This is a genomic window from Microbacterium rhizophilum, from assembly GCF_039605615.1.
GTDB classification, from domain to species: Bacteria; Actinomycetota; Actinomycetes; order Actinomycetales; family Microbacteriaceae; genus Microbacterium; species Microbacterium rhizophilus.
Genome location: NZ_JBCNUN010000001.1, coordinates 1 through 16,941, shown reverse-complemented (window position 1 = coordinate 16,941; position 16,941 = coordinate 1). Strand labels below are relative to the sequence as shown.

The following is a 16,941-nucleotide window of genomic DNA, read 5'->3' as shown; positions in this document are numbered from 1 at the left end:
GCGGATGGGCGCGGTGTGGTCAGGAACCGGCGGGAACGGCCGATTCCGTGTCCGGCACGCCGTCCTGCTCCGCGCGCTTGTCGGCCATCGCGAGCAGGCGCCGGATGCGGCCGGCGACCGCGTCCTTGGTCAGCGGCGGGTCGGCGTGGTGGCCGAGCTCGTCGAGGCTCGCGTCGCGGTGCGCGAGGCGCAGCTCGCCGGCCTGACGCAGATGCGGCGGCACCTCGTCGCCGAGGATCTCCAGCGCGCGCTCCACCCGGGCGCACGCGGCGACGGCGGCCTGGGCCGAGCGGCGGAGGTTCGCGTCGTCGAAGTTCACCAGGCGGTTCACGCCCGCGCGCACCTCGCGGCGCTGTCGCAGCTGGTCCCACTCGGTGGCCGTCTGGCCGGCGCCCATCGCGACGAGCATGCCCCGGATGGCCTCCGCCTCGCGCACCACGACGCGCGGTACGCCGCGCACCTCGCGGGCCTTGGCGGCGACGCCGATGCGGTGGGCGGCGCCGACGAGGGCCATGCCGGCCTCGCCCGTCGGGCAGGCGATCTCGAGCGAAGCCGAGCGGCCGGGCTCGGACAGGCTGCCGGACGCGAGGAACGCGCCGCGCCACACGGCCGCGAGGTCGTCGCGCGTGCCGGTCGTGAGCTTGTTCGGCAGGCCGCGCACGGGGCGGCGGCGGACGTCGAGCAGGCCGGTCTGACGGGCGAGCGTCTCGCCGCCGTCGACCACGCGCACGGCGAAGTACTCGCCCTCGCGGCTGCCGGAGCCCTGCACGCGGGCGAGCTCGGGACGCACGCCGTAGATCTCGGCGATGTCGCGCGCGGTGCGGCGGGCCAGGTCGGGGGTGTCGACCTCGGCCTCGACCGCCACGCGCCCGGCGATCGAGTGCAGCCCCCCGGCGAACCGCAGCAGGGCGGTCAGCTCGGCGACGCGCACCGACGGTCGCGGGTCGCGCACGGCGACCAGTTCGGCCTTGACATCGGCGGTCAGAGACACCGTTCTCCCAACTTCACAGACTGCGGGCGCCACGCTCGGCGCGAAGAAACAGCCTACCTGGCGAGGGGCGTCCGCCACCGGGGGCGACTTCCCAGGCGGTGGCGCTACTCGCGACCCAGATCGCGGTGCCGCACGCGCACGGCGACGCCCGGCACGTCCTTGAGCCGTTCGGCGAGGGCGATCGCCATCGCCACCGAACGGTGCTTGCCACCGGTGCAGCCGACCGCGACGGTCGAGTGGCGCTTGTTCTCGCGCTGGTAGCCCGCCAGCACGGGGCGCAGCGCCGCCGCGTAGGCGTCCAGGAACTCGGACGCGCCCTCCTGCGTCAGCACGTACTCGCTGACGTCGACGTCCTCGCCCGTGAGACCGCGCAGCTCGTCGACCCAGAACGGGTTCGGCAGGAAGCGCATGTCGGCCACGAGGTCGGCATCCGGGGGAACGCCGTACTTGAACCCGAAGCTCTGCACGGTCAGGACGTGCGCGGGGGCCTCTGCGTCGGCGAACAGGTCGCTGACGCGGTTGGCGAGCTGGTGGATGTTGAACCGCGACGTGTCGATGATGACGTCGGCGCCCTCGCGCAGCGGCGCCAGCAGCGTGCGCTCGCGGTGGATGCCGTCGACGATCGTGCCGCTGCCCTGGAGCGGGTGCGGGCGGCGCACGGCCTCGAAGCGGCGCACCAGGACGTCGTCGGAGGCGTCGAGGAACACCACGCGCAGGCTGCTGCTGTCGCGGATCGCCTGCGCCTCGGCCGGCAGCTCCGCGAACAGGTCGCGGCCGCGCACGTCGACGACGGCCGCCACGCGCGGCAGCCGGCCGCCGAGTCGGCCCGCGAGGTCGAGCAGGGGCCGCAGCATCTGCGGCGGCAGGTTGTCGACCACGTACCAGTCGAGGTCCTCGAGCGCGTTCGCGACGGTCGAGCGCCCCGCCCCGGACATGCCGGTGACGATGAGCACCTCCCCGGTGCCCGCCGTCTCGGGCGCGTCGTCGATCATCGGGGACAAGCCTATGCCGTCGGGGTCTCTTCCCGGAGATCGCCCTGCAGGTGGCGGAAGACGGTCTCGGCGAGCTTCGGCCCGATCCCGGGCAGCTCCTCGATCTGCGGGACGGTCGCGGTGCGCAGGGCGGCGACCGATCCGAAGTGGCGCAGCAGCGCCTTGATGCGGGCCTCCCCCAGCCCCGGCACCTCACTCAGCACGCTGCGGATGTCGCGCTTGCGACGCCGGCGCTGATGCGAGATCGCGAAGCGGTGGGCCTCGTCGCGCAGCCGCTGGACGAGGTACAGCGCCTCGCTCGTGCGCGGCAGGATCACGGGGAAGTCGTCGCCCGGCAGCCAGATCTCCTCGAGCCGCTTCGCGATGCCGCACAGCGCGATCTCCTCGTGCCCGGCCTCGCGCAGCGCCCGCGCGGCCGCCTCGACCTGCGGCCTGCCGCCGTCGACGATCAGCAGCTGCGGCGGGTAGGCGAAGCGGCGGCGCTTCCTGGTCTCGGTCTCCACGACCGCGTCGCCGTCGGTGACGTCGGGCACGACGGGGTCGGGCTCCTCCGGACGATCGAGGTGCGCGAGCCGGCGCGTGAGCACCTGGTGGATCGAGTCGGTGTCGTCCGTCGTGTGCGCGATCGAGAACGAGCGGTACTGATCCTTGCGCGGCAGCCCGTCCTCGAACACGACCATCGACCCGACGACGTTCGTGCCCTGCAGATGCGAGATGTCGAAGCACTCGATGCGCAGCGGCGCGGTGTCCATGCCGAGCGCATCCTGCAGGTCGCTCAGCGCCTGCGTGCGCGCGGCGTAGTCGCTCGTGCGGCGGGTCTTGTGCCGCAGCAGGGCCTGCTGCGCGTTCAGCGTCGCGTTGCGCAGCAGCTCGGCGCGCTGGCCGCGCTGCGCCACGGCGATCTCGACGGCCTTGCCGCGCCGCGCACGCAGCCACTGCTCGAGCTCCGCCGCGTCCGCGGGCAGCTCGGGCACCAGCACGCGACGGGGGATGTCGGCGGGCGCGGCGTCGCCGTAGACCCGCTGCAGGATCTGGTCGACGAGGTCGCCGCCCGAGATGTCGAGCTCCTTGTCGATCGTGGTCGAGCTGACGCCACGCACGCGACCGCCGCGGATCACGAAGTGCTGCACGGCCGCCGAGAGCTCGTCCTCCGCGATGCCGAACAGGTCGGCGTCCGTGTCGGCCGGCAGCACCAGGGCGCTCTTGTTGAGCACGGCCTCGATCGAGGCGAGCTTGTCGCGCAGGACGGCGGCCTGCTCGTAGTCCATGGCCGCCGCCGCGGCCTTCATGCGCGCCGTGAGGTCGCGCGTGAAGCGCTCGTCGCCGCCCTGCATGAAGGCGATGAAGTCGTCGACCATCGCCCGGTGCTCGGCGATCGTGACCTTGTGGGAGCACGGTCCGCCGCACTTGCCGATCTGCCCCGGGAAGCACGGGCGCCCGGTCTGCATGGCGCGCTTGTACGAAGAGTCGCTGCAGGTGCGGATCGGGAACACCTTGATCATCAGGTCGATCGTGTCGTGCACCGCCCACACCTTCGGGAACGGCCCGAAGTACTTCGCGCCCGGGATGCGGCGGTTGCGGGTGACCATGACGCGGGGCGCCTCGTCCGCGAGCGTGATCGCCATGAACGGGTAGGACTTGTCGTCGCGGTAGCGCACGTTGAACGGCGGATCGAACTCCTTGATCCACTGGTACTCGAGCTGCAGCGAGTCGACGTCGGTCGGCACGACGGTCCACTCGACGGACGCGGCGGTCGTGACCATCCGCCGCGTGCGCTCGTGCAGCGTGTGCAGCGGCGCGAAGTAGTTCGACAGCCGCTGGCGGAGGTTCTTGGCCTTGCCGACGTACAGCACGCGCCCGTGCGCGTCGCGGAACCGGTACACGCCCGGGTTGGTCGGGATCTCCCCCGGCTTGGGCTTGTAGGCGAGCGGCTCCCGCATCAGCCGGCCTTGCGGGCCCGGGCCTCGATCTCCCTCTGGCGCACGCCCAGCACCTCGGCGAGGAACGCGCCCGTGTGGCTCTCCTCGATCTCCGCCACCTTCTCCGGCGTGCCGGTCGCGATGATCTGGCCGCCGCCCGATCCGCCCTCCGGGCCGAGGTCGATGATCCAGTCGGCCGACTTGATCACGTCGAGGTTGTGCTCGATCACGATGACCGTGTTGCCCTTGTCGACGAGGCTGTTCAGCACCTCGAGCAGGCGGCGCACGTCCTCGAAGTGCAGACCCGTGGTCGGCTCGTCGAGCACGTACACGCTGCGCCCGTTGCTGCGGCGCTGGAGCTCGGTGGCGAGCTTCACGCGCTGCGCCTCGCCGCCCGAGAGCGTCGTGGCCGACTGGCCGAGTCGCACGTAGCCGAGGCCCACGTCGACGAGCGTCTTCATGTAGCGGTGGATCGCCTGGATCGGCTCGAAGAACTCGGCCGCCTCGGCGATCGACATCTCGAGCACCTCGGCGATGTTCTTGCCCTTGTAGTGCACCTGCAGCGTGTCGCGGTTGTACCGCTTGCCGTGGCACACCTCGCAGTCGACGTACACATCGGGCAGGAAGTTCATCTCGATCTTCAGCGTGCCGTCGCCGGAGCACGCCTCGCAGCGGCCGCCCTTGACGTTGAAGCTGAAACGGCCGGCCTGGTAGCCGCGCACCTTGGCCTCGGGCGTCTCGGCGAACAGGTTGCGGATGCGGTCGAACACGCCCGTGTAGGTCGCGGGGTTCGACCGCGGGGTGCGGCCGATCGGCGCCTGGTCGACGTGCACGACCTTGTCGAGCTGCTCGAGGCCCGTGACGCGCGTGTGCTTGCCGGCCACACGGCGGGCCCCGTTCAGGCGCGTCGCGAGCACCTCGTACAGGATGTCGTTCACGAGCGTCGACTTGCCCGATCCGCTGACGCCCGTCACGGCCGTCAGCACGCCGAGCGGGAAGTCGGCCGTGACGTCGCGCAGGTTGTTCTCTCGCGCGCCCACGACCGAGAGCATGCGCTTGCGATCGATGCGGCGGCGCTTCGAGGGCGTCGGGATCTCGCGACGCCCGGCGAGGTAGTCGCCCGTGATGGAGTTCTCGTCGGCCAGCAGCTTGGCGTACGGGCCCGAGTGGACGACCTCGCCGCCGCCCTCGCCCGCGCCCGGGCCGATGTCGACGATCCAGTCGGCGGCCTCGATGGTCTCCTCGTCGTGCTCGACCACGACGAGCGTGTTGCCGAGGTCGCGCAGCGTGACGAGCGTCTCGATCAGGCGCCGATTGTCGCGCTGGTGCAGGCCGATGGACGGCTCGTCGAGCACGTACAGCACGCCCGTGAGGCCCGTGCCGATCTGCGTGGCCAGGCGGATGCGCTGCGCCTCGCCGCCCGAGAGCGACCCTGCCGCGCGACTGAGCGTGAGATAGTTCAGGCCGACCCGGATCAGGAAGTCGAGGCGGACGCGGATCTCGCGCAGCACCTGCGCCGCGATGTGCGCCTCGCGGTCGGTGAGCGTGAGCAGCTCCATGAAGCTGCGTGCGTCCTCGAGGCTGAGGTGCGACACGTCCGCGATCGAGCGGTCGTGCACCTTGACCGCTAGCACCTCGGGCTTGAGGCGGTCGCCGTCGCATACGGGGCACGGCACCTCGCGGAGGTACTCGGCCCAGCGCTGGCGCTGGGTGTCGCTCTCGGCCTGCGCCCACTGGCGCTCGATGTACGGCACGACGCCCTCGAAGCCGCTCGCGTAGCGGACCTCGCGGCCCCATCGGTTCTTGTACCGGACGTCGACGTTGTAGCCCTCGCCGTGGAGCACGGCGTCCTTGACGGCCTTCGGCAGCGCGCGCCATGGCGTGTCCAGCGAGAACTTCAGGTCGTGCGCGAGGCCGACCAGCAGGCGCTCGTAGTACTGGAACAGGCCCTTGCCCTGCGTCGTCCACGGCACGATGACGCCCTCGCGGATCGACGCCTCCTCGTCGCCGAGCATGAGCTCGACGTCGACCGACATGCGGGTGCCGAGACCCGAGCACGCGGGGCACGCGCCGAACGGCGCGTTGAACGAGAACGTGCGCGGCTCGATCTCGGTCAGCTGCAGCGCGTGACCGTTCGGACACGACAGCTTCTCGGAGAACGACTGCCAGGCGTCCTCGCCCTGCTCGTCCACGAAGTTCACCTGCAGCACGCCGCCCGCGAGCCCGAGCGCGGTCTCGACCGAGTCGGTGATGCGGCCGAGCATGTCGTCGCGCGAGACGAGGCGGTCGATCACGACGGAGATGTCGTGCTTGTAGCTCTTCTTGAGCGTGGGCGGCTCGGCCAGCTGGATGAGGTCGCCGTCGACGATCGCGCGCGAGTAGCCCTTGGCGCCGAGCTCCTTGAAGAGGTCGACGAACTCGCCCTTCTTCTGGCTCACGACCGGCGCCACCACCTGGTAGCGCGTGCCCTCGGGCAGCGCGTTCAGCTGATCGGCGATCTGCTGCACGGTCTGCCGCTGGATCCGCTCGCCGCACTCGGGGCAGTGCGGCACGCCGATGCGCGCCCACAGCAGGCGCATGTAGTCGTAGATCTCGGTGATCGTGCCGACCGTCGAGCGCGGGTTGCGGTTGGTCGACTTCTGGTCGATCGACACCGCGGGGCTGAGGCCCTCGATGAAGTCGACGTCGGGACGGTCGACCTGGCCGAGGAACTGACGCGCGTACGCGCTGAGCGACTCGACGTAGCGGCGCTGGCCCTCCGCGAAGATCGTGTCGAAGGCCAGGCTCGACTTGCCCGAGCCGGACAGTCCCGTGAACACGACCATGGAGTCGCGTGGGATCTCGAGGTCGACGTTCTTCAGATTGTGCACGCGGGCGCCGCGCACACTGATCTTTCCGGGGCTGGAGACGGGGACGATCGGCACCCCCCAAGTCTAGGCGGGGCCACCGACACCCGGACCTTTGTTCGAACTCTGCGGCCGGATGCTCAGCGGAAGCCCAGCCTCAGGCGAGCTTGTCCAGGCGCCCCGAGAAGGGCTTCAGCGCGTCCCGCAGGCCCGCGACCTCGCTCGGCGTCATGCCGACGCGCTCCATGATCTGCAGCGGCACGGTCAGCGCCTGCTCGCGCAGCGCGCGCCCGGCGTCCGTGAGGTCGATGTCCAGTCGCCGCTCGTCGTCCGGCCGCCGCGTGCGGCGCACGAGCCCCTGCGACTCGAGGCGCTTCACGAGGGGCGAGGCCGTCGCGGGATCGAATGCGAGCTCCTCCGCGATCTCGCCGAGCGTGCGGGGGGACTGCTCCCACAGCGCCAGCATCACGAGGTACTGCGGATGCGTCAGCCCGAGGGGCTCGAGGACAGGACGGTAGATCGCGACGACGTTGCGCGCCGCGGTCACGATCGCGAAGCACAGCTGGTTCTCCAGCGAGAGAAGATCGTCCTCGAGATGCGGCACTCCACCAGTCTCACACACCGGGTGTTTAGTACACTAATGGTTATGGCAGAGAAGACTCCGCTGCGCGACCGGATCCGGGACGCGGGCGGCCTGTACCAGTGGTTCAACACGACCCTCATCCGTCTCGCGGGGCCGCCGCACGTGAGCCCGAACCTCCCCCGCAACCGCGACGCCGATCCGTGCGCGCGCTGCGGCCGGCGCAAGGACGAGCACCGCCCGGCCGTCGACGGCGGGCTGCGCTGCCCGTTGTAGGCGTCCCGGGCGGCGGTGTCATGCCTCCAGCGCACGACAGCCGCGTGTTCGCGACGAACTTCTAGACCGATCGAGACCGCGGGCCGCTACGCGTGGCCCGCCTTCTCCATCTGGCGGAGGTCGCGCTTGAGGTCCTGGACCTCGTCGCGCAGGCGGCCGGCGAGCTCGAACTTGAGCTCGTCGGCGGCCGCGAGCATCTGCTGCGTGAGGTCGGCGATCGTCTGCTCCAGCTGCTGCGCACCCTCGGCCGCGATGCCCTCGCGCTTGCGCACCGGAGTGGGCGTCCTGCCCTTGCCGCTCTTTGTCCGGGAGGCGTCGCGCTTCGACAGCATGGCGTCGGTGTCCGCGCCCTCGCGGGCGAGGGAATCCGTGATGTCCGCGATGCGCTTGCGCAGCGGCGTCGGATCGATGCCGTGCTCGAGGTTGTACGCGATCTGGATCTCGCGACGGCGCTCGGTCTCGTCGATCGCGCTGCGCATCGAGTCGGTGATCCGGTCGGCGTACATGTGCACCTGTCCCGACACGTTGCGGGCCGCCCGGCCGATGGTCTGGATGAGCGACGTCCCCGAGCGGAGGAAGCCCTCCTTGTCGGCGTCGAGGATCGCGACGAGCGACACTTCGGGCAGGTCGAGGCCCTCGCGCAGCAGGTTGATGCCCACCAGCACGTCGTACAGGCCCTGGCGCAGCTCGGTGAGCAGCTCGACGCGGCGCAGCGTGTCCACGTCGGAGTGCAGGTAGCGCACGCGCACGCCGTGCTCCCCGAGGAAGTCGGTGAGCTCCTCGGCCATCTTCTTGGTCAGCGTCGTGACGAGCACGCGCTCGTCGCGGTCGACCCGCAGGCGGATCTCCTCGAGCAGGTCGTCGATCTGGCCCTTCGACGGCTTCACGACGATCTCGGGGTCGACGAGGCCGGTCGGACGGATGATCTGCTCGACGACGCCGTCGGCGATGCCCATCTCGTACTTGCCGGGCGTGGCCGACAGGTACACGGTCTGGCCGATCCGGTTCTTGAACTCGTCCCAGCGCAGCGGCCGGTTGTCCATGGCGCTGGGCAGGCGGAAGCCGTGCTCGACCAGCGTCCGCTTGCGCGACGCGTCGCCCTCGTACATCGCGCCGATCTGCGGCACGGTGACGTGGGACTCGTCGATCACGAGCAGGAAGTCGTCCGGGAAGAAGTCGAGCAGCGTGTGCGGCGGCTCGCCCGCCATGCGCCCGTCGAGGTGGCGCGAGTAGTTCTCGATGCCCGAGCAGAAGCCGAGCTGCTGCAGCATCTCGAGGTCGAACGTCGTACGCATCCGCAGTCGCTGCGCCTCGAGCAGCTTGCCCTGCGACTCGAGCTCCTTGAGCCGCTCCTCGAGCTCGTGCTCGATCGTCTTGATGGCGCGCTGCACGGTGTCGGTGCCGGCCGCGTAGTGCGTGGCAGGGAAGATCGCGATCGCGTCGAGCCGCTCGATGACGTCGCCCGTGAGGGGGTGCAGCTTGTACAGCGCCTCGATCTCGTCTCCGAACAGCTCGATGCGGATCGCGTGCTCCTCGTACACGGGGATGATCTCGATCGTGTCGCCGCGCACGCGGAAGTTGCCGCGCGAGAAGTCCACGTCGTTGCGGTTGTACTGCATGCCGATGAACTGCCGGATGAGGGCGTCGCGGTCGTATCGCTCCCCCACCTGCAGCGCCACCAGCGCGCGCAGGTACTCCTCCGGCGAGCCCAGGCCGTAGATGCAGGACACCGTGCTGACCACGATGACGTCGCGGCGGCTCAGCAGCGAGTTGGTCGTCGAGTGGCGCAGGCGCTCGACCTCGGCGTTGATGGACGAGTCCTTCTCGATGAAGGTGTCCGTCTGCGGCACGTACGCCTCGGGCTGGTAGTAGTCGTAGTACGACACGAAGTACTCGACCGCGTTGTTCGGCATCAGGTCGCGGAACTCGTTCGCCAGCTGCGCCGCGAGCGTCTTGTTGTGCGCCATCACGAGCGTCGGGCGCTGCACCTGCTCCACGAGCCACGCGGTCGTCGCCGACTTGCCGGTGCCCGTGGCGCCGAGCAGCACGACGTCGGTCTCGCCCGCGTTGATGCGGGCCGCGAGCTCGGCGATCGCCTTGGGCTGATCGCCCGACGGCATGTACTCGCTGACCACCTCGAACGGGCGCACGCTCCGGGTCGTCTGCATGATCCCAGCCTAGAAGGGGCCACCGACATCGGGCCCGGGCTTCGCTGGGGGCGGAACCTCGGCCGGACGCTCAGGCGTCCACGGAGCCGAGCGGGTCGCCCACGGCGACCGCCGCGCCCTCCGGCACGCCGTGGCGCAGCACGCCCGCGCGGTGGGCGGGCACCTTGGTCTCCATCTTCATGGCGTCGATCACGGCGACGTCCTGGCCCGCCTCGACCGCCGCGCCGTCGTCGACGAGCCAGCGCACGAGCGTGCCGGGCACGGGCGCGTCGAGGACCGCGGGATCGCCCGGCGCCGATCCGGGTACGGCCGCGGTCGCGGGACCGGCCGCCGCGAGACCCGCCAGCAGCGCCGCGGGCAGCCCGACCACGACCCGGCGCCCGTCGAGCTCGATCGGGAATCGCGTCAGGCCCGCGTCGGGCGCGGGCTCGGGCCGGGGCTGGGTCTCGAGCCGCGGCATCAGCTCCGCCTCGATCCACTGCGTGTGCACCGCGAAGGTGTCGGTCGCGAACGCCGGATCGGCCAGCAGCTCGCGCGCGAACGGCACGACGGTCGCGACGCCCTCGACCGCCAGCTCCCGCAGGGCGCGGCGCGCCCGGATGATCGCGGCGTCCCGATCCGGCGCCGACATGATGAGCTTGGCGACGAGCGAGTCGAACGCGGGCTGCACGGCGTCGCCCGCCTCGATGCCGCCGTCCCAGCGCACGCCGGGGCCCGCGGGCACGCGCAGCGAGGTCACGACGCCCGGGCTCGGCAGGAAGCCGCGGCCCGGGTCCTCCGCGTTGATGCGCAGCTCGATCGCGTGGCCGTGGGCCTCCGGCGTCTCGGCGATCGACATGCCCTGGCCCGCCGCGATGCGGAGCTGCTCGCGCACGAGGTCCACGCCCGTGACGGCCTCGGTCACGGGGTGCTCGACCTGCAGGCGCGTGTTGACCTCGAGGAAGGAGATGACGCCGTCCTCCCCCATCAGGAACTCCACCGTGCCGGCCCCCCGGTAGGACACGGCCGCGCAGATGTCGCGCGCGGCGTCGTGGATGCGCGCCCGCTGCGCGGCGGTCAGGCCGGGTGCGGGCGCCTCCTCGACGAGCTTCTGATTGCGGCGCTGCAGCGAGCAGTCGCGGTCGCCGACCACGACGACCGCTCCCGTCCCGTCGCCCAGCACCTGCGCCTCGATGTGCCGCGGCCGGTCGAGGAAGCGCTCGACGAAGCACTCGCCGCGCCCGAAGGCCGCGAGGGCCTCGCGGGAGGCGGAGTCGAACGCCTCGGCGACGTCCTCCAGGCGCCGCACGACCTTGAGCCCGCGGCCGCCGCCGCCGAACGCGGCCTTGATCGCGATGGGCAGGCCGTGCTCGCGCGCGAACGCGACGGCCTCGTCGGGCGAGCCGAGCGGACCATCCGTCCCGGGCACGAGCGGAGCGCCCACGCCCTGCGCGATCCGGCGCGCCGTGATCTTGTCGCCGAGCGCCTCGATGCTCTCGGGCGTCGGGCCGATCCAGGTGAGCCCGGCGTCCTCGACCGCGCGCGCGAACTCGGCGCTCTCGGACAGGAAGCCGTAGCCCGGGTGCACGGCGTCCGCTCCCGAGGCGGCCGCGGCCGCGAGGAGCCGCTCGATGCTGAGGTAGCTGTCGGCTGCCGTGGCGCCGCCGAGCGCGCGCGCCTCGTCCGCGAGGCGCACGTGCAGCGCGTCGGCGTCCTGGTCCGCGTACACGGCGACGGACGTCATCCCGGCCTCCGAGAGCGCGCGGATCACGCGGACCGCGATCTCGCCCCGGTTGGCGATGAGCACCTTCTGCACGTCAGACTCCTGTCTCGCCTCGGCCGGCGTCGCCACTGAATGGATCGGACACGGCGCGGAAGCGGATGCGGGCGCCGGGCGGCAGCTGCCCGGCGAGGTCGAGGTCGGCGTCGATCACGGCGCCGATGATGGGGTAGCCGCCGGTCAGCGGATGATCGGGCAGGAACAGCACCGGCTGCCCGTCGGGCGGAACCTGGATGGCGCCCGTCACGGCGCCCTCGCTCGGCAGCTCACCCGGCACGGACCGCTCGAGCGGCGTCTCGCCCTCGAGCCGGATCCCGACGCGGTCCGAGCGCGGCGTCACGAGCCACTCCTGCCCCAGCAGCGTGCGCACGCCGGCGGCCGTGAACCAGTCGTCGCGCGGGCCGAGCGCCACGCGCAGGTCGACCACGGCGCCGGGCACGGGCAGCGCCGCGCGCGGCGCGGGCACGGCCTCGACGGCGTCCGGCGCCGCGGCGGGACCGCGCAGCGGCACGACGGCGCCCGCGGGCAGCGGTGCGCCGCCGTGCTCCGTGACGCCGAGGCCCGCGAGCGTGTCGCTCGACAGGCTGCCGAGGGCGGGCTCGAGATCGAGCCCGCCGCGCACCGCGATCGCCGCACGCAGCCCCTCGCGTGCGGGGCCGAGGCGCAGCTCGTCGCCGTCCTCGATCGCGGCGGGGACGCCGTCCGCGAGGGGCAGCTCGGTGCCGTCGGGGCGGACGAGGACCGGATCCATGGCCGCGCCCGCGACCGCGACCGCGCCGGCACCGCGGAAGCGCAGGACGGCGCCGCCGCCCGCGAGCTCGAAGGCCGCCTCGTCGAGGCGGTTGCCGACCGCGCGGTTGGCGCGGCGCAGCGCCCGGCGGTCGGCGGCTCCCGACGCCGAGACGCCGAGGGCCGCGTTGCCGGGACGGCCGGCGTCCTCGATCACGAGCTGCAGCCCCGGTCGGACGACCTCGACCGCGAACGGCCCGTCGTGGGCGGGGGCCGCCGGAGCGGGAGCGGAGGTCACGACCTCCCGGTCGGCCCGCTCGAAGCGGACGACCGCGCCGGGCGCGAGCAGCGCGGGGGGATCGCGGCGCAGGTCCCACATGTCGGCGCCCGTGCGCCCGATGAGCTGCCAGCCGCCCGGGCTCTCGCGCGGATAGACGCCCGAGAAATGGCCCGCGAGGCCGACGGATCCCGCCGGGATGCGCGTGCGCGGCGACGAGCGCCGCGGCACGTCGAACACCGGGTCGTCGCCCACGAGGTAGCCGAAGCCCGGCGCGTAGCCCGTGAACGCGACGCGCCACGTCGCCGCCACGTGCCGCGCGACGACCGCGTCCTCGCTCAGCCCCAGCAGGCCCGCGACCTCGGCGAGGTCCTCGCCGCCGTAGCGCACCGGGATGACGACCGAGCCGGCGTCCGCCGCCGCGTCCGCGACGGGCGGGACCTCCGCGATCCTGCGCGCGAGGTCCGCGGCGGTCGCGACCGTGGGATCGAACCGGACGAGCACCGTGCGCGCGGCCGGGATGAGCTCCTCGACGCCCGGCAGGGCCGCCGCGACGAGCGCCGCCTGCAGCCGCATCGCCGCCTCGAGGTCGTCCTCCTCCACGAGCAGCGCCCGGTCGGAGGCCGTGAGCACGCGCCTCACGCCAGGTACTCCGCATCCGGCACGTCGGTGACGAACATGTGCCCGGGGGCGTGCGTCAGCGCGAACGGCGGGCGCGACGCCATGATCGCCGCCTGCGGCGTGACGCCGCACGCCCAGAACACGGGCACCTCGCCGTCCCGGATCTCGGGGGCGTCGCCGAACTCGGGGGCGCCGAGGGCGGCGACGCCGAGGGCGGCGGGGTCCCCCACGTGCACGGGCGCGCCGTGCACGGCCGGATACCGTCCGGAGATCGTCACGGCATCGGCCACGCGGTCGGCGGGGATCGGCCGCATCGACACGACCAGCTCGCCGCGCAGCCGGCCGGCGGGCGCGCACTGCCGCGCCGTGCGGTACATCGGCACGTTCCGGCCGAGCTCGCGATGCCGGATCGGGATGCCCGCGTCGTCGAGGCCCGCCTCGAACGTGAAGCTGCACCCGATCAGGAACGACACCAGGTCGGGGTGCTCGTCCCACGCCGCCGACGCGTCCGCGGTCTCCTCGGCGAGCTCGCCGTCGCGCCAGATCCGGTACGCCGGCAGGTCCGTGCGCAGGTCGGACCCTGGCGCCAGGCGCGACTCGACCGCGCCCGCGTCGAGCACCTCGAGCACGGGGCACGGCTTCGGGTTGCGCTGCGCGAACAGCAGCACGTCATAGGCCCAGTCGGCCGGCACCGAGATCAGGTTCGCCTGCACGAGGCCGGGCGCGACGCCGCTCGTCGGCTCGACGCGACCCGCCCGGTAGGCGGCGCGCGCCGCGCGGGCCTCGTCCACGGCGCGCGCCCTCACGCGGTCGCCCCCGCGAACGGCGCGATCCGGATCCCCTCCGCCTCCAGCAGCTCGCGCGTGGCTCGGGCCATCGCGATCGCGCCGGCGCTGTCGCCGTGCACGCAGATCGAGTCGGCGCGGACGGACACGAGGGTGCCGTCGACGGCCTCGATCACGCCCTCGCGCGCGAGGCGCAGCATGCGCGCGGCGACCGCCTCCGGATCGTGCAGGACGGACCCGGGCAGCGTGCGCGAGACGAGTTCGCCACCCGGCGTGTAGGCACGGTCGGCGAACGCCTCGGCCGCCGTCGCGAGCCCGGCGCGCTCGGCGACGTCGATCGCGACCCCGCCCGCGAGGCCCAGCATGACGAGCGACGGATCGACCGCGCGGATGGCCGCCACGACGTCGCGCGCCTGCCGCTCGTCGCGCGCGATCGTGTTGTACAGCGCGCCGTGAGGCTTGACGTACCGCACCGTCCCCCCGACGCCCGACGCGAGGCCGGTGAGCGCTCCGAGCTGGTACTCGACATGCGCCTGCAGCGTCGCGGAGTCGACGTCCATCGGGTGGCGGCCGAAGCCCTCGTAGTCGCGATAGCCGGGGTGGGCGCCGATCGTCACGCCGTCCGCGACGGCGGCGGCGAGGGTCTCGCGGATGCCCTCGGGGCTTCCGGCGTGGAAGCCGCACGCCACGTTGGCGCTGCTCACGAGGGCGAGCATCGCCGCGTCGTCCGCGACCACGCGATCCGGCGTGTTCTCGCCGAGATCCGAGTTCAGATCGATCGCCGTCATGCTCAGCCTCCGATGCCGATGAAGGCGAAGATGGGCCCGACCGACACGATGCCCATGTACCAGCTGAGCAGCGTCGCGAGCGTGCCGACGACCAGCAGCCACACGGGGTACTTGTAGCCGCCGAGCAGGTCGCGCTGGCGGAACCATCCGATGTACATGAAGATCGACATGCCGATCGGCAGGATCAGTCCGTTGAAGCCGCCGACGAACACCAGGATCGCCGCGGGCGCCGCGCCGATCAGCAGGTAGAAGACCAGCGAGACGACGATGAAGGCGACCGTCGTCAGCTGCAGGCCCCAGCCGGCGCCCAGCTTCTTCGAGAACGTCGAGATGAAGGTCGCGGACGTGTAGGCGGCGCCGATCACCGACGTGATGGCGGCGGCCCAGAAGATCGCGCCGAAGATCCGGATGCCCGCATCGCCCAGCACGGCGCCGAACGCCTGACCCGCGGGGTTGGCGGCCTGGCTCGAGAGGTCGAGCGCCACGCCCGAGGCCACGACGCCCAGCACCGCGAGGAACAGCACGTAGCGCATCACGCCGGTGACGAGGATGCCCGTGACGGACGCGCGGTGCACGGCGGGGACGTTCTCGACCCCCGTGTGGCCCGAGTCGAGGTAGCGGTGCGCGCCCGCGTACGTGATGTACCCGCCGACGGTGCCGCCCACGATCGTCGTGATCGTGGCGAAGTTCAGCTCGTCCGGCACGAACGTCTGCCGCAGCGCGTCGCCGACCGGCGGCTGCGAGGCGATCGCGACGATCACGGTGAGCACGATCATCCCGACGCCCATCACGAGGACGACGGCGTCGACGACCCTGCCCGCGCGCTTGAACAGGAAGATGCCGATCGCGAGCAGCGCCGAGATCAGGCCGCCGATCTTCGGATCGATGCCGAGCAGGGCGTTCAGGCCCAGGCCGGCACCCGCGATGTTGCCGATGTTGAAGGCCAGGCCGCCGATCACGATCAGCACGGCGAGCACGTGGCCGGAGAACGGGATCGCCGCGTTGGCGAGATCGCCCGCGCGCTTGCCCGACACGGTGATCAGGCGCCACACGTTCATCTGCAGCGCGAAGTCGATCAGCACGGAGGCCAGGATCGCGAATGCGAACGAGGCACCGAGCTGAGCCGTGAACGTGGCGGTCTGGGTGATGAAGCCGGGGCCGATGGCCGACGTGGCCATCAGGAAGATCGCGCCGAGGATGGCTCCTCGGCGTGAGCGGACGAAGCCTGTCGCCCGCTCGGCGGTGGTCGTGGTGTCGGTCATCTCTGCGCTCCTGGGGAAGGGACGGTCGGTGGGGTGACGCTGCGTCGCGGTGGGGCTCGCGACATTATGTGGAACAACCTCCCACGGATTGTTCAACAATCCAAGTCATTCGTGTTTCGTCCGTGTGACAAGTCGGATCCGGTGCACGGCCATAGGATGCCTCCATGCCCGCCCCCGAGTCCACGCTCGCCGACGCCCTGCGCGAGCGGATCATCCTGGGCGAGTTCGCACCGGGCACGCGCCTGTCGGAGGCGACGCTCGCCGAGCTGCTCGGCGTCTCGCGCAACACGCTGCGCGAGGCGTTCCGCGTGCTGTCGGAGCAGGGACTGATCGAGCACGTGCCGCACCGCGGCGTCTCGGTCGCCTCGCCCACCATGGCGGACGTGGTCGACATCTACCGCGCCCGCCGCTACATCGAGCCGGCCGCGCTGGCGGCGGGATCTCCCCTGCACCCCGCCGTGGGCGACATGACGGCCGCGGTCGAGCGCAGCGAGGCGGGGCTCGAGGCGCGCGACTGGCGCGCGGTCGGCACGGCGAACATGGCCTTCCACCACGCGATCGTGGCGCTCGCCGACAGCCCGCGGCTCGGCCGGCTGTACCGCGACATCGCGGCCGAGCTGCGGCTCGCGTTCCTCGAGATCGACAGCCCCGAGGCCCTGCACGCGCCGTTCGTGAGCCGCAACCGGGCGCTGCTCGAGACCTTCCTCGCACGCGGCGGCGCGGCCGCCGCCCACGAGCTGCACGACTACCTCGTCTACTCCGAGCAGACCGTGCTGGGCGCCTTCACACGCCAGCGGCGCGGCTGACCCGACCCTCTCCGCGAGAACACGTCCTCTCAGCGAGGACACGCGATTTCCGCGCAGAAAGGGCATGTCATGTCGCAGGACATTGGTGACAGTTCTGTATCAGGACATCGGTGACACTTCGGGTGTGTTTGGTGGTGACACT

13 protein-coding genes are annotated in these 16,941 nt (G+C 72.1%); 2 read left to right on the top strand and 11 right to left on the bottom strand.

Annotated elements, in window-relative coordinates; genetic code table 11:
* Positions 1-19 precede the first annotated feature (19 nt).
* The 5 genes from whiA to AAD528_RS00045 all read right to left on the bottom strand — a co-directional run bounded on the left by whiA (position 20) and on the right by AAD528_RS00045 (position 7,352).
* Entirely contained in the window at positions 20-991 is a 972-nt protein-coding gene (gene whiA, locus AAD528_RS00065) for a DNA-binding protein WhiA (RefSeq protein ID WP_345750003.1), read from the bottom strand.
* 104 nt (positions 992-1,095) lie between these two features.
* On the bottom strand, positions 1,096-1,983 hold the full coding sequence (gene rapZ, locus AAD528_RS00060) for an RNase adapter RapZ (protein ID WP_345750002.1): 888 nt from the start codon (positions 1,981-1,983) through the stop codon (positions 1,096-1,098).
* Positions 1,984-1,994: 11 nt separating this feature from the next.
* Positions 1,995-3,923, bottom strand: coding sequence for an excinuclease ABC subunit UvrC (gene uvrC, locus AAD528_RS00055; protein WP_345750001.1), 1,929 nt, complete (start codon positions 3,921-3,923; stop codon positions 1,995-1,997).
* Positions 3,923-6,826, bottom strand: a complete 2,904-nt coding sequence (uvrA, locus tag AAD528_RS00050) for an excinuclease ABC subunit UvrA (protein ID WP_345750000.1) — start codon at positions 6,824-6,826, stop codon at positions 3,923-3,925. The genes uvrC and uvrA overlap by 1 nt, the downstream gene beginning before the upstream one ends.
* A 79-nt stretch (positions 6,827-6,905) precedes the next feature.
* Positions 6,906-7,352 (bottom strand): MarR family winged helix-turn-helix transcriptional regulator, encoded by a 447-nt coding sequence (locus AAD528_RS00045; protein WP_345749999.1) that lies wholly within the window; start codon positions 7,350-7,352, stop codon positions 6,906-6,908.
* Positions 7,353-7,394: 42 nt separating this feature from the next.
* On the opposite strand from AAD528_RS00045, the gene AAD528_RS00040 reads away from it, so the two are divergent.
* The gene (locus AAD528_RS00040) at positions 7,395-7,604 is read left to right on the top strand and encodes a hypothetical protein (RefSeq protein WP_345749998.1); all 210 of its coding nucleotides are present in this window, start codon (positions 7,395-7,397) and stop codon (positions 7,602-7,604) included.
* Between the two features lie 86 nt (positions 7,605-7,690).
* On the opposite strand, the gene uvrB is transcribed toward AAD528_RS00040, so the two are convergent.
* The 6 genes from uvrB to AAD528_RS00010 form a co-directional block, all read right to left on the bottom strand.
* Positions 7,691-9,772, bottom strand: coding sequence for an excinuclease ABC subunit UvrB (uvrB, locus tag AAD528_RS00035; protein ID WP_345749997.1), 2,082 nt, complete (start codon positions 9,770-9,772; stop codon positions 7,691-7,693).
* Between the two features lie 70 nt (positions 9,773-9,842).
* A complete protein-coding gene (locus AAD528_RS00030) occupies positions 9,843-11,567 on the bottom strand; it encodes an acetyl/propionyl/methylcrotonyl-CoA carboxylase subunit alpha (RefSeq protein WP_345749996.1) in 1,725 nt (574 codons plus the stop codon).
* A gap of 1 nt (position 11,568) precedes the next feature.
* Positions 11,569-13,179: a 5-oxoprolinase subunit B/C family protein gene (locus tag AAD528_RS00025; RefSeq protein WP_345749995.1), complete on the bottom strand. Its 1,611-nt coding sequence runs from the start codon at positions 13,177-13,179 to the stop codon at positions 11,569-11,571.
* On the bottom strand, positions 13,176-13,949 hold the full coding sequence (locus AAD528_RS00020; protein WP_345749994.1) for a putative hydro-lyase: 774 nt from the start codon (positions 13,947-13,949) through the stop codon (positions 13,176-13,178). The genes AAD528_RS00025 and AAD528_RS00020 overlap by 4 nt, the downstream gene beginning before the upstream one ends.
* Positions 13,950-13,960: 11 nt before the next feature.
* Positions 13,961-14,731, bottom strand: a complete 771-nt coding sequence (locus AAD528_RS00015; RefSeq protein WP_345749993.1) for a LamB/YcsF family protein — start codon at positions 14,729-14,731, stop codon at positions 13,961-13,963.
* A 2-nt stretch (positions 14,732-14,733) separates the two neighbouring features.
* Positions 14,734-15,993, bottom strand: a complete 1,260-nt coding sequence (locus AAD528_RS00010; RefSeq protein WP_345749992.1) for an NRAMP family divalent metal transporter — start codon at positions 15,991-15,993, stop codon at positions 14,734-14,736.
* Between the two features lie 164 nt (positions 15,994-16,157).
* On the opposite strand from AAD528_RS00010, the gene AAD528_RS00005 reads away from it, so the two are divergent.
* Positions 16,158-16,799, top strand: coding sequence for a GntR family transcriptional regulator (locus AAD528_RS00005; RefSeq protein WP_345749991.1), 642 nt, complete (start codon positions 16,158-16,160; stop codon positions 16,797-16,799).
* Positions 16,800-16,941: the final 142 nt, after the last annotated feature.